Annotated in this window: 18 protein-coding genes; 13 read left to right on the top strand and 5 right to left on the bottom strand. The window is 51.6% G+C overall.

The window, feature by feature from the left end; genetic code table 11:
* Positions 1-2 precede the first annotated feature (2 nt).
* The 3 genes from L21SP2_RS11720 (at position 3) to L21SP2_RS11710 (ending at position 4,273) form a co-directional block, all read left to right on the top strand.
* On the top strand, positions 3-1,907 hold the full coding sequence (locus L21SP2_RS11720; protein ID WP_024268743.1) for a DEAD/DEAH box helicase: 1,905 nt from the start codon (positions 3-5) through the stop codon (positions 1,905-1,907).
* A gap of 148 nt (positions 1,908-2,055) precedes the next feature.
* Positions 2,056-2,670 (top strand): 30S ribosomal protein S4, encoded by a 615-nt coding sequence (gene rpsD / locus L21SP2_RS11715; RefSeq protein ID WP_024268742.1) that lies wholly within the window; start codon positions 2,056-2,058, stop codon positions 2,668-2,670.
* 217 nt (positions 2,671-2,887) lie between these two features.
* Positions 2,888-4,273 carry a cyclic nucleotide-binding domain-containing protein gene (locus tag L21SP2_RS11710; protein WP_024268741.1) on the top strand — a complete coding sequence of 462 codons (1,386 nt, stop codon included), beginning with the start codon at positions 2,888-2,890 and terminating at the stop codon, positions 4,271-4,273.
* A gap of 93 nt (positions 4,274-4,366) precedes the next feature.
* On the opposite strand, the gene L21SP2_RS17385 is transcribed toward L21SP2_RS11710, so the two are convergent.
* Positions 4,367-4,657, bottom strand: a complete 291-nt coding sequence (locus tag L21SP2_RS17385) for a cation transporter (RefSeq protein WP_024268740.1) — start codon at positions 4,655-4,657, stop codon at positions 4,367-4,369.
* A gap of 236 nt (positions 4,658-4,893) precedes the next feature.
* Between L21SP2_RS17385 and L21SP2_RS11700 the strand changes: the two genes are divergently transcribed.
* Positions 4,894-6,528: an ABC-F family ATP-binding cassette domain-containing protein gene (locus L21SP2_RS11700; protein WP_024268738.1), complete on the top strand. Its 1,635-nt coding sequence runs from the start codon at positions 4,894-4,896 to the stop codon at positions 6,526-6,528.
* A gap of 91 nt (positions 6,529-6,619) precedes the next feature.
* Here the strand turns inward: L21SP2_RS11700 and L21SP2_RS11695 are convergent, their stop codons facing one another.
* On the bottom strand, positions 6,620-8,119 hold the full coding sequence (locus L21SP2_RS11695) for a deoxyribodipyrimidine photo-lyase (RefSeq protein WP_024268737.1): 1,500 nt from the start codon (positions 8,117-8,119) through the stop codon (positions 6,620-6,622).
* Positions 8,120-8,196: 77 nt separating this feature from the next.
* On the opposite strand from L21SP2_RS11695, the gene L21SP2_RS11690 reads away from it, so the two are divergent.
* From L21SP2_RS11690 to L21SP2_RS11660, 7 genes are all read left to right on the top strand, one after another.
* Positions 8,197-9,630 carry a sigma-54-dependent transcriptional regulator gene (locus L21SP2_RS11690; protein ID WP_024268736.1) on the top strand — a complete coding sequence of 478 codons (1,434 nt, stop codon included), beginning with the start codon at positions 8,197-8,199 and terminating at the stop codon, positions 9,628-9,630.
* Positions 9,631-9,773: 143 nt separating this feature from the next.
* Positions 9,774-10,211, top strand: a complete 438-nt coding sequence (locus L21SP2_RS11685) for a response regulator (RefSeq protein ID WP_024268735.1) — start codon at positions 9,774-9,776, stop codon at positions 10,209-10,211.
* A 37-nt stretch (positions 10,212-10,248) separates the two neighbouring features.
* Positions 10,249-11,178 carry an ABC transporter permease gene (locus L21SP2_RS11680; protein WP_024268734.1) on the top strand — a complete coding sequence of 310 codons (930 nt, stop codon included), beginning with the start codon at positions 10,249-10,251 and terminating at the stop codon, positions 11,176-11,178.
* Between the two features lie 67 nt (positions 11,179-11,245).
* Positions 11,246-12,316 (top strand): ABC transporter ATP-binding protein, encoded by a 1,071-nt coding sequence (locus L21SP2_RS11675; RefSeq protein WP_024268733.1) that lies wholly within the window; start codon positions 11,246-11,248, stop codon positions 12,314-12,316.
* On the top strand, positions 12,309-13,226 hold the full coding sequence (locus L21SP2_RS11670; RefSeq protein WP_024268732.1) for an ABC transporter ATP-binding protein: 918 nt from the start codon (positions 12,309-12,311) through the stop codon (positions 13,224-13,226). Before L21SP2_RS11675 ends, L21SP2_RS11670 begins: the two co-directional genes overlap by 8 nt.
* A gap of 12 nt (positions 13,227-13,238) precedes the next feature.
* Positions 13,239-14,786 (top strand): ABC transporter substrate-binding protein, encoded by a 1,548-nt coding sequence (locus L21SP2_RS11665; RefSeq protein WP_024268731.1) that lies wholly within the window; start codon positions 13,239-13,241, stop codon positions 14,784-14,786.
* 26 nt (positions 14,787-14,812) lie between these two features.
* Positions 14,813-15,676: an ABC transporter permease gene (locus L21SP2_RS11660; RefSeq protein WP_041401530.1), complete on the top strand. Its 864-nt coding sequence runs from the start codon at positions 14,813-14,815 to the stop codon at positions 15,674-15,676.
* Positions 15,677-15,706: 30 nt separating this feature from the next.
* Here the strand turns inward: L21SP2_RS11660 and L21SP2_RS11655 are convergent, their stop codons facing one another.
* Positions 15,707-16,909, bottom strand: coding sequence for a hypothetical protein (locus L21SP2_RS11655; RefSeq protein WP_024268729.1), 1,203 nt, complete (start codon positions 16,907-16,909; stop codon positions 15,707-15,709).
* A gap of 334 nt (positions 16,910-17,243) precedes the next feature.
* On the opposite strand from L21SP2_RS11655, the gene L21SP2_RS11650 reads away from it, so the two are divergent.
* Positions 17,244-18,449, top strand: coding sequence for an acetate/propionate family kinase (locus L21SP2_RS11650; RefSeq protein ID WP_024268727.1), 1,206 nt, complete (start codon positions 17,244-17,246; stop codon positions 18,447-18,449).
* Between the two features lie 6 nt (positions 18,450-18,455).
* Positions 18,456-20,210, top strand: coding sequence for a DUF2779 domain-containing protein (locus L21SP2_RS11645; protein WP_024268726.1), 1,755 nt, complete (start codon positions 18,456-18,458; stop codon positions 20,208-20,210).
* Between the two features lie 259 nt (positions 20,211-20,469).
* Here the strand turns inward: L21SP2_RS11645 and L21SP2_RS11640 are convergent, their stop codons facing one another.
* Positions 20,470-22,386 (bottom strand): AMP-dependent synthetase/ligase, encoded by a 1,917-nt coding sequence (locus L21SP2_RS11640; RefSeq protein WP_024268725.1) that lies wholly within the window; start codon positions 22,384-22,386, stop codon positions 20,470-20,472.
* Between the two features lie 136 nt (positions 22,387-22,522).
* On the bottom strand, positions 22,523-23,635 hold the full coding sequence (locus tag L21SP2_RS11635; RefSeq protein WP_024268724.1) for a zinc-binding dehydrogenase: 1,113 nt from the start codon (positions 23,633-23,635) through the stop codon (positions 22,523-22,525).
* Positions 23,636-23,739 lie beyond the last annotated feature (104 nt).

Raw genomic sequence — 23,739 nt, 5'->3', positions numbered from 1 at the left:
ATATGAAGAAATTTACCGAATACAATTTGCACCCAGATCTGCAGACTGGAATAGAAGCTGCAGGTTTTACTGAATGCACTCCTGTACAGGAAGAAACCTTTTCCGCCGTGTTCAATGGCAGAGATGTTACCGTCAAATCACAGACAGGTACCGGAAAAACAGCCGCGTTTTTGATATCCATTTTTCAAACCCTCATGGAATCACGTCAAGCCAGCCAGGCCAACGGTCAGGAGCCGGAGCAGGAACAGGTGCTAATTCTCGCACCCACCCGTGAACTGGTGGTACAGATCTATGAAGAAGCTCAACTGTTAGGCGCTCATCTCGATTTTTCCTTCACCACCATATACGGCGGAGTGGGGTATAACCAGCAGGAACGGGAACTGGCGGATAATCCTGATTTTATTGTTGGTACACCCGGCCGTCTTCTGGATTTTATGCAGCAGAAAAAGATCGACTTCCGCCGTTTTGCCTATCTGGTAATCGATGAAGCTGACAGAATGTTTGATATGGGGTTTTATCCCGATATCCAGAAGATTCTCAGGCGGATGAAGTCACCCCAGGACCGGCGCACTCTGCTTTTTTCCGCAACACTGGGAACGCGGGTTCTCAACATAGCATGGGAACATATGAATGACCCGGTTGATATTGAAATTGAACCGGAACATATTACCGTGGATGCAGTAAAACAGACCTTGTATCACGTAAGCCGGGATGAAAAAATGTCGCTTTTGTTGGGACTGATCCGGAAACATCAGCCCGAAAGTGCGATCTTTTTCACCAATACCAAACGGATGGCGGAAGAGCTTTCATTTCGCTTGAGGGCAAACGATTTTACCGCCGAGTTCATAATGGGTGACCTGCCCCAGAAAAAGCGGCTGCAGATTATCAATGCAGTAAAGAACAAGCAAATCAGATTTCTCGTCGCCACAGATGTGGCCGCCCGTGGGCTTCACATAGACGATCTCGCAATGGTGTTTAATTACGATCTTCCCGAGGATTCAGAAAATTATGTGCACAGGATCGGGCGAACCGCACGTGCGGGGAATTCCGGAATTGCGGTCAGTCTTGCGGATGAACGCAGTGTGTACAATTTATCATCAATTGAACAGTATATGGGGAGTAAAATTCCCACAGAGGATATTACCGAAGATCTGATCGCTGAAGACCGCAGCCGGGGAACCCGGTTCCATTCCGATTACGGCCGCGGTTCGTCCCGGGGCGGGAACAGAAGCGGAGGACGTCCCTCATCCAGGGGCGGTCGGTCTTCTTCACGGAACGATAGCAGAAGGAAGCCTTCGGGATCTCAGGGAAAATCTTCCGGCGGCGGATCGAAACATCGAAGCAATCAGCAGTCTCCCGCTGCCCCGGGTGCTAAATCCCAGCATAGTGAAACGCGCAATGCCCCTTCTCCTTCAAAGCGAGGCGGAAAACGGAAATCTCAAAAGCCTGCTCACCGTGGTGGGAAGAAGCCTGCACAAACAGCTGCTCCCACTGCCAAGATGAGCGAACAGGAACGGCTGGATTTCTATGCACGAAAATACGGTGAAGATTTTGCCATGAAAGGCAAAAAGTCCGCCCGGAAAACCCAGAAAAAAAGCCAGCAGAAAAAAAAGTCCCGCAGCACACATGATCAGAGAGAACAGTCCGGCTCTCCTGCGGCAGCTTCCCCGGGCAAGCAAAATCAAAACAGGGTTCAGGGGAGCAGCAACCGGAACAACCAGGCCCAGCAGAAGCGGAAGGGCCAGGGCTCCCGCTCCGATTCCAGGAAAAATAAAGCCGCAGCCGATGCTTCACGGAAAGGCAGCGGTGGAGCCGACAGTCAATCATCCTCTGCCGCCGGAAAATCATCCGGCAAGGGCAAAGGGATCGGCGGGTTCTTGAAAAAAATCATCGGCCGGGGAGAGTAGCGGCGCCAACGCTGCTGCCGGCCCGATGCTCTGCACCGAGGTTCCGCGCCTGATGATCTTGACGCAAACACAAGAGACTGCTACATTGGCAGCTCACTAAACCGGCCTGCGGAAGTAAATTTCGTAGTGTCTAAAGGAGTACGTACGTATGGCAAGAAACAGCACTGCCAGAGGTAAAATCGTACGCCGGTTCGGGCTTAATATTTACGGAAACCCTAAATATGACAGACTTCTGAAGAAGAAGCCTGCTCCTCCGGGAGAGCCAAAAAAGAGCCGGCCGCGACAGTCTGAATTCGGTCGGCAGCTAGCCGAGAAGCAAAAGGTAAAGTTCGCATATGCGCTGTCGGAACGCCAGTTCCGGAATATCTTCGAAAAAGCGAAGCGGATGAAGGGTGTAGCCGGTCACAACATGCTCATCCTCCTTGAACGCCGTCTTGATAACGTTGTATACCGACTCACAATGGCTGCAAGCCGGGCACAGGCCCGTCAGCTTGTCGGGCATGGTCATGTATATGTTAACGGACGCCGTCTGAATGTACCTTCTGCTCAGGTTCGCCCCGGTGATGTAATTACCATCAAAGAGCGGAATAGTTCCAAGGAGCTCGTGCGGAATAATCTGGCTGAAAACAGCGGCAGACCCGTACCTCCCTGGCTTTCACTGGAAGCAGATGAGCTCAAGGGCTCAGTATCAGTACTGCCTACCAGGGATATGATTCCCACAATTGCGGAAGAGCAGCTTATCGTCGAATTTTACTCAAAGTAAGATTCTCCGCGTTCTGCCGCAGTTCACACCAACCGCCGATGCATACATCGGCGGTTTTTTTTGCATCAAACGCCGGCTTGGGCTGTTTCGTACGTTTTCCCTCCGGTACTGCACGTTCATTTTCGCCCCCTGAAGCTCTCTTTTCCGGTCAGGTTCGCCTATGTTTCAACCGACACTTATGATAAGATAGAAGTCTCAAAAATGTGCAGGAGCCGATATGCAGAAAATGGCAGTTCTCAGTTCCGACCAGGAATTGAACGACCGCATCTCACAGATTTGCAGCAAGTTTAACAACTATTTTGAACCTCATTTCTTTTCCGAAATGCAGGAAGCTATAGAATTTCTCAAGTATGAATTGCCGGAAATTAATGTTTTAAATTATTCTGATGAAAATATTGATCACGGCGAAGTACTTGAAACCATCAAAAAAGACCCCTGGCTTCACTATGGAGGGATCATTCTTGTTCATCGGGGTGCCGAGCGTCGTCAAATGACAGAGGTTACGCCCAGTCTGAATGTGGTGGCCACAATGTCCCGGTCTGAATTTGTAAAAGGGTTTTTCCGGGTTCTGAAAATTCTTGTACAGAACCGTCAGATTCTTTTTCAACGAGATCTGCAGAAATATCTTATGAAATCCATTTCGGGATCCCTCACCATGGATAACGATCCGTTTAATGTGGGTACCTATGCCAACCTTATTCCCAACTATTTATACAATATCGGGTATATCGATCTGGAGCTGAAAGACAAGCTGCATGTTGCGCTGTTCGAGATGCTGATGAATGCCGTGGAACACGGAAACTGCAGCATCAGCTATAATGAGAAATCCGCCTGGCTTGAGGATCATGGAGATATTATCGAATTGATCCGGAATAAAAATCTGGACGAACGGGTGAAGAACCGCCGTGTGCATTTTTCCTACACCATTACTCCCGAGAGATCCAAATATATTATCAGGGATGAAGGGAAGGGCTTCGACTGGCGCAGTCATATGTCCAGAAAACATGACGAAATGGCGCTTCACGGCCGGGGCATTATGATGGCTGGTATCTATACCGACAATCTCAGCTACAATGATATGGGAAATGAAGTAAGCTTTGAGGTTGAGCATAACAAAAAGTCGGTGAATATGATCCCGTCCATCTTTCAGGATCAGGATGAAATGATCTTCCAGGATGGAGATGAGATATTCCGGGAGGGAGAAGCTTCCAACTTTATGTATTACATCGTTTCCGGACAGCTGAATATTTACCGGGACGAGACGCTGGTTTCACGGCTGAACCAGGATGATTTATTTCTGGGAGAGATGTCATTTCTTCTATCGGATACCCGCTCGGCAACTGTCAGAGCCCACGGTGAGGCCAGATTGATCAAAATCAGCAAAAACAGCTTTGTGAACTCAATCAAAGCCCAGCCCCATTACGGGATTCTTTTGGCCCGGCTTCTTGCTGTACGCCTTGACCGTCTGAACGACTATGTTGCAAAGATCAAGACATCCGCCAAAGCCCAGACCAATGCAGCCGGTAATGCGGATCATAATTCTTCTGCGGATATGGGCGAAGTCGCCGAGGATATGGATGAAATCAGCGGGATCAGCGGTTGAGCAGATCCCGCCGTATTCGGGGAGTCTTGCAACACAGCTTCAGTGAAAGCCGCAGCTGTGTGTCATCGATGCCGGAGAACAACGGAAGGGGACTTATTGGTCATTGTCCAGACTGGATAAATCCGCCTGGTTGACTACTGCGGTGTACCCGATCTTGTCCACCAGCTGAATAATATCGTCAAGGGTGGACTGTTCACCGTCATATTCAAGCTGAATTTGTGATGTGTTTCTGTCCACGTAGCATTCTTTCACACCCTTCATCTTTCTGCCCACATGTTCGATGGTGTACACACAGCTTGTACAGGTTGCGCCGTCTACATCCAGTAGTGCCTGTTTGGTTTCAATAATCGGTTCGTTTTTCGACTCTTTTTTCTTGAATAACATATGAAAAATATACTGGTTTTGTAATGTTTAGGCAATTTGTCAGCTATAAAAATCTGCATCCTTCCCCGGAGAATTTCCTCATATTGACATTCCTCTCCAGTTCATCTACAAAGAGGGGCGGTAACAATCCCTTTTCATGCAATAGCTTATACAGATGCCGATAGCATCCTCCGCAGTAATCTCCCGGCAGGGCAAAACTGCAGTTCACGGGAAAAATAAAAAATCTGGAGAAACAATTGATACAAGTATCTGACCTTTCATTGAGTTTTGGAACCAAGCCTCTTTTCAAGGAAGTGAATCTTAAGTTCACCCCCGGCAACTGCTACGGGGTGATCGGGGCCAACGGTGCAGGTAAATCCACATTTCTGAAAATCCTCAGCGGTGAAATAGAAAACTACAGCGGCGAGCTGAGTGTCGATAAAAAAGCACGAATCTCCGTGTTGAAACAGGACCAGTTTGCCTATGATGAATATTCGGTGATTAATACGGTGATCATGGGAAACCGGCCCCTCTATGATGTAATGATTGAACGGGAGGAACTCTACTCCAAGGCGGATATGACCGAGGATGAAGGGATGAGGGTAGCCGAACTTGAAGGAGTTTTCGGTGAAATGGGCGGATATGAAGCCGAATCCGAAGCGGGAATCCTTTTGTCCGGTCTGGGAATTGATACGGATCTCCATTTCAGCGATATGAAGGATCTTGACGGCCCCACCAAAGTACGGGTGCTGCTTGCTCAGGCCCTGTTCGGCAATCCTGACGTGCTTCTGCTGGATGAGCCCACCAACCATCTGGACCTTGAATCCATCAACTGGCTCGAAGATTTCCTCAGCAAATTTGAAAACGCCGTTATCGTTGTGAGCCATGACAGACATTTCCTGAACCAGGTGTGTACCCACATTTGCGATATTGATTTCAGCCATATCCGGATGTATGTGGGTAACTATGATTTCTGGTATCAGGCAAGTCAGCTGGTAGCAAAGCAGAAAAAGGATGAGAAACGGCGGGCAGAAGACAAGGCTGCGGAGCTGAAGGATTTTATTCAGCGATTCAGTTCAAATGCAAGCAAGGCAAAGCAGGCCACCAGCCGGAAGAAGATGCTGGAGAAGCTGAATCTTGACGATCTTCCTGCAACCAGCCGCCGCTTTCCATACGTTGCCTTCAAAGCGGAGCGGGAATGCGGGAAAGAAGTGGTGCACGCCAGAGGATTGAGCCGGAAGATTGACGGGGATAATGAAATCAGCAATCTGGACATTTCCATTCATCGGGGGGACAAGGTTGCCCTGGTAGGGCCTCTGAATCAGCATAAAAGCATGTTCTTTGATCTTCTGGCGGGAGTGGTTGAGCCGGATTCAGGCTCGGTGGAATGGGGAAGTACTATCACCAACAGTTATTTTCCCAAAGATAACGGCAGCTATTTCACCGGGAACGAGAGCATTTTTGAATGGCTCCAGCAATACAGTCCCGATCAGGATGAAGCATATGTCCGGGGCTTTCTCGGGCGGATGCTATTTTCCGGTGAGGACGCACTGAAGCCGGTAAATGTACTTTCCGGAGGCGAAAAGGTGCGCTGCATGCTGAGCAAAATGATGCTCAGCGGCGCCAATGTTCTGATGTTTAATGAGCCCACAAACCATCTGGATTTGGAATCAATTACCAGCCTCAATAACGGCCTGGCAGCCTTTGAGGAGGTGATTATTTTCAATTCCCATGACCATCAGTTTATTTCTTCAATTGCAAACAGAATTATCGAGTTCACTCCCTCGGGTGTTATAGACCGGATGATGCCCTTCGAAGAGTATTTGAAAGACGAAAGAGTAAGAGCGCTACGGGATGAAATGTGGCACGGACATCAGCGTGTGATGATCTGATTTTCCTGCATAGTACCTGAATCCCCGGGGCTTCAGGCGCCCTGCTGACAGAGGTGTTTGAAGCAACCGGGGAGGAGTCGGAAGGGCGGAGTTAATCCAGCCATTTTTGGGCATAGCTTTTGATGTCGAATTTCCGTTCCAGACCCTTGTCGTTCATATACCGTATTTTGCCGAAAATCGGCCTCTCCTTCCAGCCCCGGTCATGGGTGCCGAAACACCACGATACTCCTGTGTATCCGTTTTCGTCCCGGCCGTCCAGCTCCCAACGGTTATTCAGGTACAGCAGATGCTCAAAGGCTTCTCTGGGGGACTTGCTCCATTCCAAAACTTTTTTCCCCCAATACATCCGCATGTAGCCATGCATTTTGCCGGTTTTTACCATCTCCAACTGGCATGCGTTCCAGTAGGGATCGTAGGTGCGCCCTTCCTCCAGTTCCTTGAGACTGTACAGATGCTCCCGGGGATCTCCGGCATGCTCTTCAAGGCTTTTAGCCGCCCATTCAGGGATTCCCTCATAGCTGTCATATCTGGATTCAAAGCGTACAAAATTTTTGGCCAGTTCCCTTCTCACGATCAGTTCTTCCAGGAAGGCTTCCAGACTTTCATCCGGCACTGCCTCGGAATTCCGTTTGGGGTACTGACGCAAATCCTCAGCTGCTTCCACCGTACTCCATGCGATTCGCAGTACTGATATCATTCCGAAATGCAGATACGGGCTGAGATCGCTTTGAACAGGGTTTCCAGGATCATTCCGGATTTCCCCGTAGCGGGGAAAATCTTCGTTGAGAAAACGTTCAAGCCTTTCATGGGCGGCATTGCTTCCTCCTCTGAACGTATCCACCGGAGCCGGAACCGGTGAGGGAGCGTGCATGCCCCGGCGTGTAAGAAGGGCGGTAAAATCATCATAGGAAGTGAGCTGTATCAATTCCTCATTGTTCAGACTGAGGGGAATCTCTGATTCTGTTTTTTCCCGTGTTTCTGAAAGATACCCGGATACGGGCCCCATATAAAACTGCCGCTCATGCCGTTCACCCCGGAGATAGGGCAGCCACTGGGAGGTTATTTTCTTTCTGATGGTTGCGGCGGCATACTCCTTTTTGGAACTCACCAGATTGTGGGGAACCAGCACCTCAGAATCCAGCTGGATAAATCGGCCGCCCCTGGAGTTAATCTGGGCGGCAACATCCTTCCTCCAGAGCCTGAGGTGCCGCAGATAGGACCGTTCGGTGACCAGAAGCCGGATTCCGCCCAGATGCCGGTGCAGGTCCTCTCTGGAAAAAACCTCCGGGGGACTTCCGGGGAGAACACTGAAATTCACAGAGGTTTTTCGGCACTCTGCAGCAATTTCCTGCAGGCCCTGGATCATGAACCAGAAATGCCGGGCAGAGGCATCGGGGTAGGATGTATCCAGACAGAAAATGATATGGAACGGAAGATTATTACGCTCTGCTTCCGCCGCCGCATAATTCAACGCCATGTTATCTTCGAATCTCTGGGCCGACTGCATCCAATATACAATACTTGATCCGCTGTCCTTTTGACCTTCCGGAGGAAAGTCTTCAATTCGTGCCTGAAACGGGGGAATATTCATCTGCTTAACCTACTAAGCTCAGAGGCGATGCGCAAGTTTAAGTTGAATTATTTCAAAACTCTGAATATTCTGTGACTATGACCCGGAATATTCTCGTTGTTGATGACGAACATACCAGTGTGGAATTGTACTCCATGATTCTCAGGGAACACGGCTATGATCGGGTTATACCCTGTGAAGACAGCCGGAATGCGGCCGGTCTGATTCGGGAACATGACATCGAGCTGGTGATCAGCGACCTGATGATGCCGGTGATGGACGGCTATGATCTCCTTTTGAAAATCAACGAGGAACATCCTGATATAGCGGTTATTATTCTCACCGCCCAGGATAAGGTGGAAACTGCAGTTGAGTGTATGAAGATTGGAGCCTTCGATTTTATTACCAAACCGCTGGATCCCGAGAGACTGCTCACTGCGGTTGAGCATGCATTTACCATTCGGGAACTCAAAGAGGAAGTGAATATCCTCTCAACAGAGCGTCCCGACCGGGAACTCTCCCACCCCGGGGCTTTTTCGGAAATCCTCACCCGCAGCCCGAAAATGAAAAAAATATTCGCGTATATGGAGGCGATCATCCCGAGTCCGAAACCCCTGCTGATAACCGGAGAGAGCGGTACGGGCAAAGAACTGATAGCCCGGGCCTTCCATGAACTTGCAAATTCCGGGGGGGATTTCGTGGCAATTAATGTATCCGGCCTGGATGATGCGGTATTCAGCGATTCCCTCTTCGGGCATCACAACCCGGATGCAGCGGAAGGAGGGGACGGGCGGAAAGGTTTGATTGAACAGGCCGGAAAAGGCACGTTATTCCTGGATGAGATCGGTGATCTGGGTATGAACAGCCAGATTAAACTGCTTCGCCTGCTTCAGGAGGGTGAATTCTTCCCCCTGGGATCGGATACACCGGTTCCCTGCCGGGCAAGGATTGTGGCCGCCACAAATGCGAATCTGAAATCCCGGCAGGAATCAGGCGATTTTCGCAGAGACCTGTATTACCGGCTGATCGCCCATCATATCGAACTGCCGCCGCTGCGGGACAGAACTGATGATATCCCTTTGCTGCTGGATGCCTTTCTTGCAGAGGCTCTTGAAAAAATGGGCCGGCCGGAGGTAAAGGCGCCGCCGGAACTCTACGCCATGTTGAAGACCTACCCGTTTCCCGGAAATGTCCGGGAGCTGCAGGGCTTAATGTATGACATGGTAACTGCCAGCGCCCCTGGTTCCCTGGATATCTCTGTAATCCGAAATTATATTCTGCTGAACAGGGCAGGGGAAGACGGTGACGGTTCCTCTGAATTATCGGAACTTATGGACGATGAACAGTATGCCCGGGGGCCCGGGGGCATGCTTCTCAGAAAGGATAAAATGCCCAATATGAAGGATGCAGAGGAGTTTCTGTACGAACAGGCTCTTGAACGTGCAGGGGGGAATCAGAGCCGGGCTGCGAAACTGCTGGATGTATCCCAGTCTACCCTCAGCCGGTGGAAGCAGCAATTCAGCCCGGAGTGAATCCTGAAGGAATTTCCTTACGGATCCGGGTTCCGGAAATGTATGTCTGCTTGCATCTTTATGACGGGAAATCTCTCCTAAGTGTCTGGCAAAAATAGATAAAATCGGTTACATTAATAAGGAGGACGGATCGAGGAGTTTCAATGAGAAGTAAAGGTGATTTTCCCAGCATCAATGAAAAAGACCCCGAAGGACTGAAGCCCGATGGGACCCCTTACAAAGTACTGATCGTCGATGACTCGATGTTCATCGCAAAACAGTTGAATCAGATTCTTACATCGGCCGGTTTCGACGTAGTTGCCACTGCAGGTGACGGTGAGGAAGGGCTGGAGAAATACAAGGAATTGCACCCTGAAATCGATCTTGTCACAATGGATATCACCATGCCCAAAATGGATGGTGTTACTTCCCTGGAGAAGATCATTGAATTTGATAAGGAAGCAGTGGTTGTGATGATTTCCGCTCTTGGAAAAAACGATCTTGTAAAAAACAGTCTGATGAAGGGAGCTAAAAATTATATTGTGAAGCCCCTGGACCGGGCAAAAGTACTGGAACGTATAGTAAACAGTCTCAATCAGTAGCTGCTGCTACCTGATTGACTGAATTCTGCTGAATGCAGTGACTATCCTGAAAGTCGTCCTTCGACGCTTCTCCCGACTCATACTTACCATCTTTATCGCAAGCACCGCAGTATTTTTCCTTCTCCGGGTAATACCCGGCGACCCTGCCCGGATTATCGCAGGTGTGGAGGGGGCAAAGAATGCTCAGGTGCTCGAGCAGATCAGAACCCGTCTCGGGCTGGATCAGCCCCTGATTGTTCAGTACCTCCAGTGGATAGGGGGCAGCTTCAGCGGTGATTTCGGATCGTCCTATCAGTCTGATACGCCGGTGATCACACTGCTGGCTGAACGGCTGCCGGTGACCCTGGGAATTGCCGTGTTGGGCATGCTGATTGCCCTGATGATTGCCGTTCCTGCAGGTATTATCAGCGCTTCAAACCGACGGAAGCCCACGGATCACGTGATCATGGGCAGTTCTCATATTCTTCTGGCCATACCCGAGTTTTGGCTGGGAATTGTTCTTCTCTTATTCTTCGGAGTCTATATCCCGGTGTTTCCCCTCTTCGGATCCTCCAGCCTGCTGCATTTTATTCTGCCGGCCCTGGCATTGGGACTGGGCCGGGCGGCTTTCCTGGCCAGACTGGTGCGAACATCCGTATTGCGGGAGTTTTCCCGGGACTATGTGCAGTTTCTTTCCCAGCTTGAAGTACCCAGGCGCCGTCTGCTGTTCCGCCATATCCTGCCCAATGCGATGATTCCCATTGCCATTCCGGCGGCAATCCAGTTCGGCTATCTCCTTGGCGGCGCCATTATTATCGAACAGGTGTTTGGTATGGGGGGCACCGGTCGTCTCCTGCTACAGGCAATTCAAATGAGGGATTTCCCTCTCATCCAGGGAACTGTTATTATGTTTGCGGTAATTTTTTCGGTGGTGAATTTTGCGGCGGATTTTCTGGTGATACTGGCGGATCCCCGGAGCAGGATTTAGTTGCTGCAGCATGAGCGGAAAGGCCGCTGTGTACAACACCGGGCCACACGGATGCCGGGGAGGTTAGATGAGCAATACAGCCCGAAATAGATATTCGGATCTGGAAATTCACGGGCTTGAAATGTCAGCACATCACCCTTCCGGAGAAATCCCGGTCCTTCACGATATAACCCTCAATATCCCCTCTGCACAGGTGACCGCAATTGTGGGTGAAAGCGGTTCGGGAAAGACCATGAGCATGCGCGGTATATCAGGTCTGCTTCCCGGAGGCGGTAATTTCACAGTGCGTGGTGACGTTCTGTATAACGGCCGCCACCTGGCTCCCGGCACCAACGGAGCTGACAGTGAAACATCCCCTAAATTTGCCATGATCTTCCAGGATCCCAAGAAGGTCCTCAATCCCGGTCTTCGGGTCGGGCAGCATCTTACCGAGGTTCTTCGCTATGCTTCCGGCTTCACAGGCAGAGATTCACGTCTGCAGAGAATTGAACGGGCCCAGGAAATCCTCGGCAGGGTGGATTTGCCCACCGATCGTCGGTTTTTCCGCTCCTTTCCCCATGAACTGTCCGGCGGAATGCAGCAGCGCCTGGTCATCGCCTGTGTTGTTGCAGGGGAAAATGATGTTCTCATCGCCGATGAGGCCATTACCGCTCTGGACAGCCGCACAGCGGCCCGGATCCTTGACCTGTTTCATGATATTGCAGGAAATATGGGGAAAACAGTCGTCTATATTTCCCATGATTTGAAAACCGTAGAGCGGATTGCCTCCCACGTGGCAGTGCTCTATGCAGGGTATACCGTTGAATATCGCAACAGCAGGGATTTTTTTTCCATGCCCAGACATCCCTACAGCAGAATGCTGATGGAGAGTCATCCTGCACTTCGGGACAGGGGGCGGCCCTTGCGAATTATTCCCGGGGAAGCGGTCTCTCCTGCAGATCCTCCCCCCGGTTGTCCGTTTCATCCCCGCTGTCCCCGTGCACAACAGACATGCCGGGAAGTGCTCCCCCAGCTGATTCCCGATACCGGCGGGGCGGTACGCTGCCATTTTCCCTACCCTGAAAAAGGTAACGGGGAGAAGGATTCCACCCGGAAAAACAGCGGAGCTCCAGGGGCAGGGGAGCAATTTAATGAATAAAAAGAATAGAAAGACAAACGGAACCGGGGCGGATTCCCCGCTGCTGCGGATTCGGGGCCTCACCAAGCAGTATAAAAGCGGAGGATACGGAGGCATGGGCGCACAGTCCCTGTATGCTCTGAAGGATATCGATCTGGATCTTTACCCCGGGGAAGTGTTGAGCATCATCGGTGAGTCAGGATCCGGGAAGACCACCCTGGCACGATGTATTCTCCAGCGTGAAAAGATTCAGTCCGGCCGGATCGACAGTATCTGGGGTACCATCCAGCGGGGAGCCCCGGAGCAGCACTCCCGGCAGATTCAGGGGAATCCTCTGGGGCCCGACACAACAATCAGTTCAAGAGATCTCTACCGGAAAATCCAGCTGGTGCCCCAGGCTACCCAGAACAGCCTGAACCCCTGGAGGCGGGTTGACCAATTGCTGGATCCCATTCTCCGGCGTACTTCGGGGCGGGGGAACAGTATGCAAACTGCGAGGGATAATATTCAAACCGCCAAGGAGGAGCTGATGGAGCTTTGCGGCCTGAGTCCGGCGTTCCTGAAACGATATCCCGGTGAGCTCAGCGGAGGTCAGCGCCAGAGAGTTCTCATAGCCCGGGCTCTGGCCATGGAAGCCAGGCTCATCATTTTTGATGAACCGGTCTCCAGCCTGGATGTTTCCATTCAGGCACGTCTTCTGAATACGCTCCTGGAGCTCAAGGAGGAGTACGGTTTGAGCTATGTGTTTATTACCCATGATCTTGACATTGCCGAGTATATAAGCGACCGTATGGCAATTATTCACAATTCCAGAATTCTTGAATCCGGTCCGGTGGAGGAGATTGTACAACATCCCCGGGAGGAGTTCACCAGAACCCTGCTTGAAGCCGGCCTGAAGAAGCAAAACTGGCTTGATTCATTCATATCCTGAAGGAGGAATCCGATGAGTCGTCATACATTACCAAAAAGCATTTACTCTCAGAGTGTAGGGCTGCTGGGTATTCTTGTTTTTTCATTGATACTGGCCGTTTCCTGCCAAGGCGGAGGCGAAGAAGCGCCCCTTGAGGTAAGTCTGGCCCTGTCGGGAAATCCGTCTACTCTGGATCCCCACGCAACCACCGAAACCCTTACATTTCAGGTGACGAAAAGTTTATACGATACCCTCCTTGAACCGGATGATGACGGGGAGCTCGTTCCCGCTCTGGCCCGGTCATGGTCGGTTTCGGATTCTCAGAAGGAAATTACCTTTCAGCTGCGCCGTGATGTCAGCTTCCATGATGGAAGCGGCTTTGATGCCCGGGATGCTGCGGCATCCATTGAGCGTCTGCTCTCCCCGGATTTTGCATCTCCCAGTGCAGGGGAGTACTCGGTAATTGAGGATGTTCAGATCGTGGATGATTTCACCCTGCGGCTGATCCTCTCCGAACCCAATGCACCGCTGCTTTATACTCTCGCAAGCGGCTGGTCCGCCATTCTGCCATCGGAAAAGATCGAGTCCGGGCATAATTTTGCCAGAGAACCGGTTGGAACCGGCCCCTTTTCCCTGGAACAGTGGGTTGCCGATGAGCGCATTACGCTGAATAAAAACGGCGACTACTGGATGGAGGATGAAATTGAGGTTGAAAAGGTGAGCCTCCAGATTATTCCCGAACCTTCCGTACAAACCCAGGCTCTGATGAGCGGTCAGGTGGATATCCTCTACATCGTCAGTGAAGAGGACGTTCCGGTGCTCCAGTCCCGGGACGATATTATTGTGGAAACCGACACCACTTCTCTGGTTATGGTGATGTCCATCAACACCAGCAGGGATATTCTCGGCGAGGTGGAAATGCGCCGTGCCCTGAATCATGCCATCGATAAACAGACAGCCCTGGATGTGGCCTACGGCGGGGGAACTCCCGTGGGAACCTTTAACGATGCTTCCAATCCCTTCTATGCGGACTTTACCGGTATGTATCCCTATGATCCGGAAAGAGCGGCGGAGCTTGCCAGGGAAGCGGGCTACAGTGAAGACAGGGTTTTCGACCTGGTTCTTCCCCAGAACTTCGCACCCCATGTGACCGCCGGCGAGCTGTACCAGGAGATGCTGAGAGAAGCGGGCATCCAGGCCCGGATCCGCATGGTGGACTGGCCCACCTGGATCTCCGACGTGTACGGAAATGCCAACTACGACCTCACAGTTATCGGTCATACCGGGAAGCTGGATCCCGACGGACGCTTCATAGGCTACGGTTCGGGCAACATGTATGTACGCTACCCCAATGAACTCCTGGAGGAACTGATCACAGAGGGGCGCCGGACGCTGGAGTTCTCCCGCAGACAGGAGATTTATACTCAGGTCCAACGTATTTTCGCCGAACAGGTTCCCTTTGTTTTTGTGGGAAGTTCTCTGCGCCGCATTGCCTACAGCAGCGATATATCAGGATTCAGGATGACTCCGAATCTTGATACCTTCGATTTCCGCCGAATATCCAGCGGAAGCGGCGAGTAAGGCAGGGAGGAGTAACCAGGCAGCCTATGATCAAACCGGGGTATCTTCAGAGATCGTCATTCCAGAGGCAGTTTCGAAGAAGGGTGAGACAGCCTGGTATTTTGGCATTCGCGGCCGTAACCCTGATCCTCCTGGTATTGATTGCCCTGCTGGCCCCCGTTCTGGCACCCCATCCTCCCTACCAGCAGCACCTGGATGCGCGGTTTCAGAAACCCTTCACCCAGGGATTTCTGCTGGGAACCGACAGTCTGGGAAGGGATGTCCTTTCCAGACTGATGTACGGCGGACGTTCTGCGTTTATCGTCGGATTGGTAAGCACGGGAATTGCACTGATAATCGGAGCTACAGTCGGCATTCTTGCATCCTATGGTCCGCGCTGGATGGATTCCCTGTTCATGCTGCTGATGGACGGCCTGCTTGCCATGCCGACGATTCTCATGGCCGTGGCAATCGTTGCGGTTTTCGGATACGGACTTGTTCAAGTGATGCTGGCTATGGGCATTGTATTCTCCCCCCTCATAGCCCGGCTGATGAGGGCCGAACTGAAGAGAGCTTCCGGACAGGATTTTGTTGAAGCTGAAATTCTGGTGAACACACCCGGCCCTGAAATCTTTTTCACCGCCATCCTCCCCCAGGTTTTCCCCCCTCTGCTGGTTCAGCTCACCAGTCTCTTCGCTGCGGCCATCACCATCGAGGCAAGCCTCAGTTTTCTGGGTATCGGCATACAGCCCCCGGGATCCAGTTGGGGAATTATGCTTGATAACGCCCGGGATTACCTGATTTCCGCTCCCTGGCTTGCATTCCCTCCGGGTATTGCCCTGGCTCTGGCAGTGTACAGTCTGAATACCCTGGGAGATCACATCAACGACCTGTTTCACCGCCATCATTAATCCGGCTGAAGAAGAGGCCCGGATCTCTTTTTATCGAATACGTTTTCTCAACGGAGCAAAGAGTGTTTCTACATCTTCGGGGCTTCCGGGCAGATCTTCTCCCGGCTCCAGCATTTTGTAGAGAGGGAGTGGATCCATGTGAACCATGGTGCAGGGCGTTTCCCCGCTCAGAGAACTGCGCAATCCGTGATCTCCCACGCTGTCAGGTACCCCGGGGTAGTGATCCGGGGGATCGGCCCCCTGGAGGATGCTGATAATTGGACCCAGTACACCAGCGGCTTCCCGTAGAGACCGGGCGTAGAGTTCCCCAAGCCCCTCCCGTCGGGGCTTTTCGCCGTCGCAGGGATCGTACCAGGTGCTCCGGTTCAGATTGGCGTAGTCAGGTCCGTCGGGCAGCCGGTCAGGATGGCTCAATGCCTTCCAGCGACGGGACGCTCCGGGATCTTCCCAGCCATGTTTTCCTTCAGCCGGTGCATCTGCACTACCCCGTTTTGACAAGCTGACGGTTCCGCCGGGTTCGGTCCCAGAGGTTTCCGGTACAGAGGTTTGTGGTACCGAGGCTTGCGGCGCAGAAGCTTCCGGGGTTGCTTTGGCCTCCTCGCAGAAACGGTAGAAGCCCCGGCTGTCTGCGTATGCGTTCTGAATTCTGGTCTCAAGTTTGCCGTCATTTCTCAACCGGGAAAACACGGACCGGAGGCCGTGGGACAGCATCCGGTGAATGCCCGGGTGCATGGTCTCCCCCCGATCGAACATTGCGGAGAACATGTTCCCGCTGTAATGACGGGGCCGGTTGCCCCGGATGCTCCACATCATATCATCTGCGCCGTAGGAGGATGGGACGGAAACCGCCAGGGCAGTGTCGATAATCCGTTCGAAAAAGGGGTGGCAGTCCCGGTACATCCTGCTGTTATCATCATCATTAATCCAGCCGGAAAAATAGTTGATATAGGGATGCATGATTCTGTCCATGACCCCGTGACTGATGAAACCGTAGAGGTATATGGCCTCCGGGCTGAGGGGTGAACATTCTTCAAGGAGCAGATACTCAAGCATGGCGGCGCTTACCGAACCGTAGCCCCTGCGGTGAAGCAGGGATCCGATCAGGAGCCCCGACGGCATGGTGCGTTGATTATGATAAAAGATATCCGGCCCCTGAGCTCCGTTCACCAATGCTGACGAACGTTCGGAATCTCCGTGGAGTTCCTTGCCGGAGAAAAGTGAGAGGTGGTTCACTAAAAGATCTTCTGTCAGTATACTGTGACTAATGTGTGCAGGCATGAGTGTAAATGTAATATCTGTCTGTACATAATAAAAGGGCAATGCTACAATCTGCCATTGGATAATCCGGAGGCGTCAGAGTTTCGGGTTGTCCCACAGGAAATACCATGCCCCGTTGCTTTCTGCCAACAGCCGGGCATGTTCCCCTTCCTGTGAACGTCTGCTGCAGAAAAACTGTATCAGGCCCGATAGAAAAATATTTAAATGTCTTATACTTGAGGATATTTCAGAAATCTGATTTCGAAATTGACATACTTGTACAAAATGGGACGAAAATTCGGAGGTCGTTTTGGACGGACAGGCCATTCTTGTGATTAACTGCGGCAGCTCATCATTAAAATATGAAGTATATGAGATGCCAGCTGGAACCAGTCTGGGAAAAGGTACGGTTGAGCGGATCGGTATGGGTACGGGCATGATTACCCAGGAAGATCCATCGGACAGGGAGTACTATCTTGAGCAGGAAATACCGGATCATGGTGTGGCCATGTCCCTGGTTCAAAAGGCTCTCACCGATCCGGAAAAGGGTTTGATTCAGGATCTTTCCCGCATCAGCGGTGTGGGACACAGAGTGGTCCACGGGGGAGAAAGCTACTCGGAATCGGTGATTATCGATGATGATGTGATTGCCGCAATTGAGAATAACATCGAGCTGGCCCCTCTCCATAACCCCGCCAATCTCACAGGTATTCAGGAGTCAATTAAGCTGTTCCCCGGGGTAAAGCAGGTGGCGGTTTTTGATACTGCGTTTCATCAGAGTATTCAGCCTTCCGCATACATGTACGGCCTTCCCCGAGAACTCTACGATCGGTTTAAAATCAGGCGTTACGGTTTTCATGGTACCAGCCACCGCTATGTGAACCGTGTTGCAGTGGAGCATGTGAAGAGATCTGTGGAAAACACCAATGTGATCAGCTGCCATCTCGGCAACGGTGCTTCTATTACTGCCATCGGCGGCGGGAAATCTGTGGATACTTCCATGGGCTTCACCCCTCTTGAAGGGCTGGTAATGGGTACCCGAAGCGGCGACATTGATCCTGCGATCATTTTTTACCTGCTTGAACGGGGATATACCCCTGAGGAAGTAAACACTCTGCTGAACAAAAAGAGCGGTGTCTACGGACTCTCGGGCATTTCCAATGATTTCCGGGATATTCAGAAAGCCGTAGAAAACGGCGACAAGAATGCCGAGGAAACCCTTGAGGTGTTCGCCCACAGGGTCCGGCGCTACATCGGGGCATACATGGCCGAGCTGGTGAAGGTGGACCTTCTGGTGTTCACCGGCGGAGTGGGCCAGTACGATATTGATGTACGGGAACGGATCTGCCGAAGGCTGGAAAACCTGGGCATAATTATCGATATAGAGAAGAACCGCAATAACGGCCCCGGCCTGGGAATTATTTCTGCAGATTATTCCCCTGTGACAATCCTTGTAGTTCCCACCAACGAGGAGCTTCAGATCGCCACCGACACTCATGAATTGATTTTCGCCTGAGTTCTGATGTCATCAGATACCTATCCCGGGATTCGGTGCATAGATGATCTTTTCACCGGCTGGCGCTGTCCGCGGCAGCTGGCGGAGAGACTCACCAGAAGAGCTGAAGAATTTCCCGGCAGCTACTGGCTCCAGGCGTCCCCCGGCACGTACATTGAAAAACCTTCAGGTGCCGGATCCACTCATCAATTCCTTGAAAAAACCCGGGTTCTCAATGAGTTCCGGAAAATCCTCCGGGAACGTTATCCTGGAATTGTTGAAGTGTATCCCGGTCCATACCAGGATCTGCTTGATGCAACCGCCCGGGAATCAGGCGGTTCCGGGAGCGGGGGCAGCAAGCAGGGACACGGCATTCAGGAACTGGAATCGGCAACTCTGGAGTTACTCTCACAATGGGGAGCCTCCCCACATACCGAAGCATTACACGGAACACCGGATTCACCGGAATTTTCCGAATCAACTGAGCCGGGAATACTTAACGGAGTAATGATTTCCCGGGGCCGTATTCTCTTTTTGGATCTGATTCAACGGGGGGCATACGGCGGCCTGAGCATCACTCTTTTGAAGGCCGCATCCAAGGTGAAGGACGGCTATGTCCGGGAAGCAGCCTGGCTGTCCCAGGGGCTCACCGCTGCAGGGTATCAGGTGGATGACGTGAACGTTCTCTACCTCAACAAGGATTACCCCCGGAACAGCAGTGAAATATTCAGTATCCAGCGCCAGAAGAAAGGGCATAAGTTCATGAAGGCGGATATTGCTGCGGAGGTGCAGCGGATTGAAGCCGCACTGGGCTCACCCCCCTACAGGATCGAATCCATTCCGGGCTGCAGAAGTAGCTCCTGCCCGTTTTGCGGCTCCGAAAATCCCCTTCCGGGTCCCGGCGATATTTCCCGATTACACAGGTCCGGGGGGCTTGCATCAAAGCTGAGAGCACAGGGGATAACCCGGGTGAAAGACCTCCACCTTGTGAAACCGCCTTTGAAACAGAAAATTAAACCCTATCATTGGATTCAGCATCAGGCGGAACTCCAGGGCCAGGAGCAGGTGAAAACCGAGGCCCTTCAAAACTTCCTTGACGGGCTGAAATGGCCTCTCTACTTCCTGGATTTTGAATGCTATCTGGAGGCACTTCCCCGCTGGAACGGAGTGGGGATGTGGGAGCATGTACCTTTTTTGTACTCTGCATATCGAATGGATAATCCCGGATCCCGGAGTGAATCCGGTTTCTCTCCAGGTAGTCCGGAGAAGGTGGGCTCATATCTTATTGAACCCGGTGAAGATCGAAGAGGTGAACTGGCCGATGCCCTGATTCGTGATCTGGGTTCAGAGGGTTCAATTCTGGTCTACGGCATACATTTTGAGAAGGCGGTGCTCCGGCGTCTGGCCTCCCTTCTGGATACCCGAAGGAAGGGGCTTGAACAGATTATTCACCGACTGGTGGATCTGCAGAAGCCCTTTGCCGAGTTCAGCGTGTACCACCCCGATCAGGGCGGCAAAATCAGCCTCAAGACCGTGCTTCCGGTACTCACCCGCCACGGGTATGAAGACGATAAGGTGTCAAGCGGAAGCGATGCGTTTATCGGCTACTACTATCTTATGCATCCGGAACTGCCGGTGCCCGAAAGCTGGGATCCCTATGCCCGATATGTAAGAGAAGATCCCCGGCGGTTCTACCGGGAGGTTGAATCGTATTGTGACACCGACACCTACGGTATGGCCTACCTTGTAAACGCCCTGATTAACCGTCTGAAAAAGGGCTAATTTCGCCGTTGGCAGCCGGACCGACTCCGGAAAATTTCTCCGGCAAATCCTGATGAGATCAATCCGCGAAGTCTGCGAAGATCAGCGGGTATCTGCGGTTTAAAAATAATCGGGGCTGCCTGGGTTTACTCCCCGGACAGCCCCGTCTTTGCGCTTAAATTCTGTGAATATCGGTAAAATTCACCGGCCTGCTCAGCTTCTGCTGCGCCTGCTGATTAAAGCTTTTTTCACCGATTATCAATAATTCGGCGAATGTTGCTCAGGCAAAGATCCTGTTAATTTCCTTGTTGTACATTTCGTAGATCACATGACGCTTGATTTCCTGTTTTCCGGACAGCTCCTTACCAACTTCAAAGGGACCGGGAATAATTCCAAAGCGTGCGATCCGTTCCCAGGTTTTAAATCCGTTTTTGGTGCTCACCGCTTCTGCCAGCTCCGACTTAATCAGGTCGTGCACTTCGGGACCTTTAATAAACTTGCCGTAATCTCCCACCTGCAGTCCCTGTTCTTTGGCCCATTGGCGGATATTCTCTTCGTCGGGGACAATCAGGGCTCCCAGAAATTTCTGATCCTGCCCAAGGGCTACAACCTGTGAAATATACATGCTTTCCCGCATCTTATCTTCCATGGGCAAGGGTTCAACATTTTCTCCCCCCAGCAGAACGATGGTATCTTTGGCACGTCCCAGAATGCGGATCTCTCCCCGGTGTGCAATCATGGCCAGATCGCCGGTGTTGAACCAGCCTTCTTCATCGATTGCCTTCCGGGTAAACTCATCCCGCTTGTAGTACCCTTTCATCACATTCAGGCCCTTCACATAGAGAATGCCTTTTTTCCCGGGTTTGAGGACATTGCCCGCTTCGTCCCGGACCTGGATCTCGCAGCATTCAAGTTTGGTGCCGATGGATCCGGTGACCGGATGCCATTGGGTCCGCACCGAAACAACCGGCGCGGTCTCGGTGAGACCGTATCCTTCAAGCAGAAGAATTCCCACGGCGGAAAAGAACTTGTCCACTCCGCTGGGGAGGGCGCCGCCGCCGGAGATACCGGCAACAAATCGGGTTCCAAGCTTTGCTTTGATTTTTTTGAATACAAGAAGGTTACCCAACAGATAACCCGGGAGAAAAAAGATCATGGGGATGAAGCCGATCAGGGCGTCCAGTATCCGGGATCGCCGCTTGAAGCTGGGCAGTCTGCTGAAAACCATGTTATGAAAATATCGGTAAAGTTTTCCCACTCCCAGGAAAAAGAAGAAGAGGGACTTTTTCACCTTGCTGCCTGCATTTACGCTTTTAATAACCCCCAGTCTGACGGCCTCCCAGATGCGGGGTACCGACGCCATCCAGGTGGGATTCACCTTCTGGAAGTCTTCCAGCATAATTTTGCCCACGGGCTTGGAGTAGGCAAGGGAGCAACCGTAAAGCACCGCAATATACTGCATCACCCGTTCAAATGAATGCCAGACCGGAAGCACCGCAAGCCAAATATCACCCGCACCGATGCGGATTTTCGTATCGATAAGATCCACCTGGGCCATATAGTTGGCATGGGAGAGCTGCACACCCTTGGGCTCACCGGTTGTGCCCGATGTGAAAATGATTGTGGCCAGATCTTCCCTGCTGCCTTTCTCAACTTCCTTTTTCACATAGTCCGGATCGTTCTGAAGAAATTTCTCTCCCGCCTGGATCACTTCATGATATTTCAGTATTTCCAGTGATTTTCTGTCGGCAGCCTTGGATTTCAGCTCCTTCAGCTGAAAGTCCTGATCAAGAACGATAATCCGCTTCAGTTCCGGCATATCTTTCTGGATGGAAATGAGCTTTTCCACCTGTGCTGCATTTTCTGCGAAGGTTGTACTGACTTCGGTAAAGCCCAGAATAAACGCAATTTCCTCGGGCATGGAGTCATTACCCCGGGGAACGTCAGCGGCGCCAAGGCTGAGAACCGCAAGATCCGCCACCAGCCATTCCTTTCTGTTTTCGGAAATGAGACCTACAAGGTCATTTCGGCCGATACCCATGGATGCAAGTCCGGCAGCCATTTTTTCAACTTCAGAGTAGAGCTGTGAAAAGCTTACCGGTTGAAACTCTCCCGTTTCATCCTTGCTGTACTGCACCGGTTGGGAGGGAAGTCTTTCCGCCACTTCTGCAAAGGTCTGGGTAATATTTTTACTCATGAAACACACCACCACGTATTAGATTTATGCTGCAGCAGGCACCTTCAAATATAGGAAGAATTCAGAAGGTGACCTGCATATATCTATTATAATATCATGAAAGTCAGGTTTGGGACAAATAATAATTGAAGGGCGTTCAGGAATTTTCAGAGTAAAACGGATCCAGAAGAATTTTTCCCCGGCTTTTTCGTTCCTTCATCAGATTCCAGCCCTCTTCCGCATCCTCAAGGGGTAATACGGCGGATATTACCGGCTGCAGAATGCCGTCATTTCCCAGGTGAAGCAGGCGTTCCAGATCTTCCCGATAATGAACAATATTCCTTCCGGGATTTATCAGGTAGAGGGACGAACGGCCATTTTGTAGGGGGAGGAAGAATCTCGCCCCCTTGAGGACGAAGCGAAGTCTTCGGTATATGTCCATGTTGGAATGGTGCTCAAGAAATCCGAAGAGCACGATCCTCCCCTTGGGTTTCAACAGCTTCCGGCTTGTTACTGCACTGTCAAATCCCCGGGTTTCAAAGACCGCATCCAATCCGCCCGGCTCTTCCTGAAGTATTCGGGATACAAGATCCTTATCCCGGTAATCCAGGGGAATTCCACCAAGTTTGTGCACAAGATCGTGTTTTTCCGGAGATGCGGTTCCGTATGCCCGAATATTGAAGGCCTGGGCCAACTGCAGAACTGCCGTACCCACACCGCCTGCAGCCGACTGTACAAATACTGCAGGCTGCTGCCTGCCTTCAAGCTGCAGCCGGGGGAGTTTCGCCACTCTGAACATCATCTGCCAGGCGGTAAGGTAGTTCAGCACCAAAGCACAGGAGTCGTCGTAGCTGAGATCACCGGGGATCGGCACCAGAAGTTCAAGCGGCAGTTCAACATATTGGGAGTACCCTCCCTCTGTGCAGAAGGCGGCCACCGGGGTTCCCGGCTTCAGGGTCTTTTCAAGAGTAGTGCGGAATTCCTTCGGGAACCGGTCATCATGATCCGCGGGAGTGAAACTGATAATTTCACCGGAAATATCGTAGCCCGGTGTCCATGGGAATTCCCTGATTCTGAGGATAGAATCGGTGGATCTGATAATATCACCAAATGCCACACCTGCCCGGTGAATTTTCACCAAAGCATGTCCCGGACGGGGGATGGGGGAGTGAGCCAGTCTGATTTCCTCCAATGCTCCCGCATGTTCCCTGTCGGGCACCGCCATGGATCTGGATTGGAGAAGGTCGAAGGGTGATTCAAGTTCAAGCATGTTTGTTCTCCCGTATTCAATTGGGATGAGCCGGCCTCTGTTTTGTGAATGTGTCGCCGGGCAGCTCCCGGTATAGACGAAGTACCATAATATCAGTATAGTGC

It is taken from the genome of Salinispira pacifica (assembly GCF_000507245.1).
In the GTDB taxonomy this organism is placed as follows: Bacteria; Spirochaetota; Spirochaetia; order DSM-27196; family Salinispiraceae; genus Salinispira; species Salinispira pacifica.
This window is presented reverse-complemented; position numbering and strand designations above follow the sequence as displayed.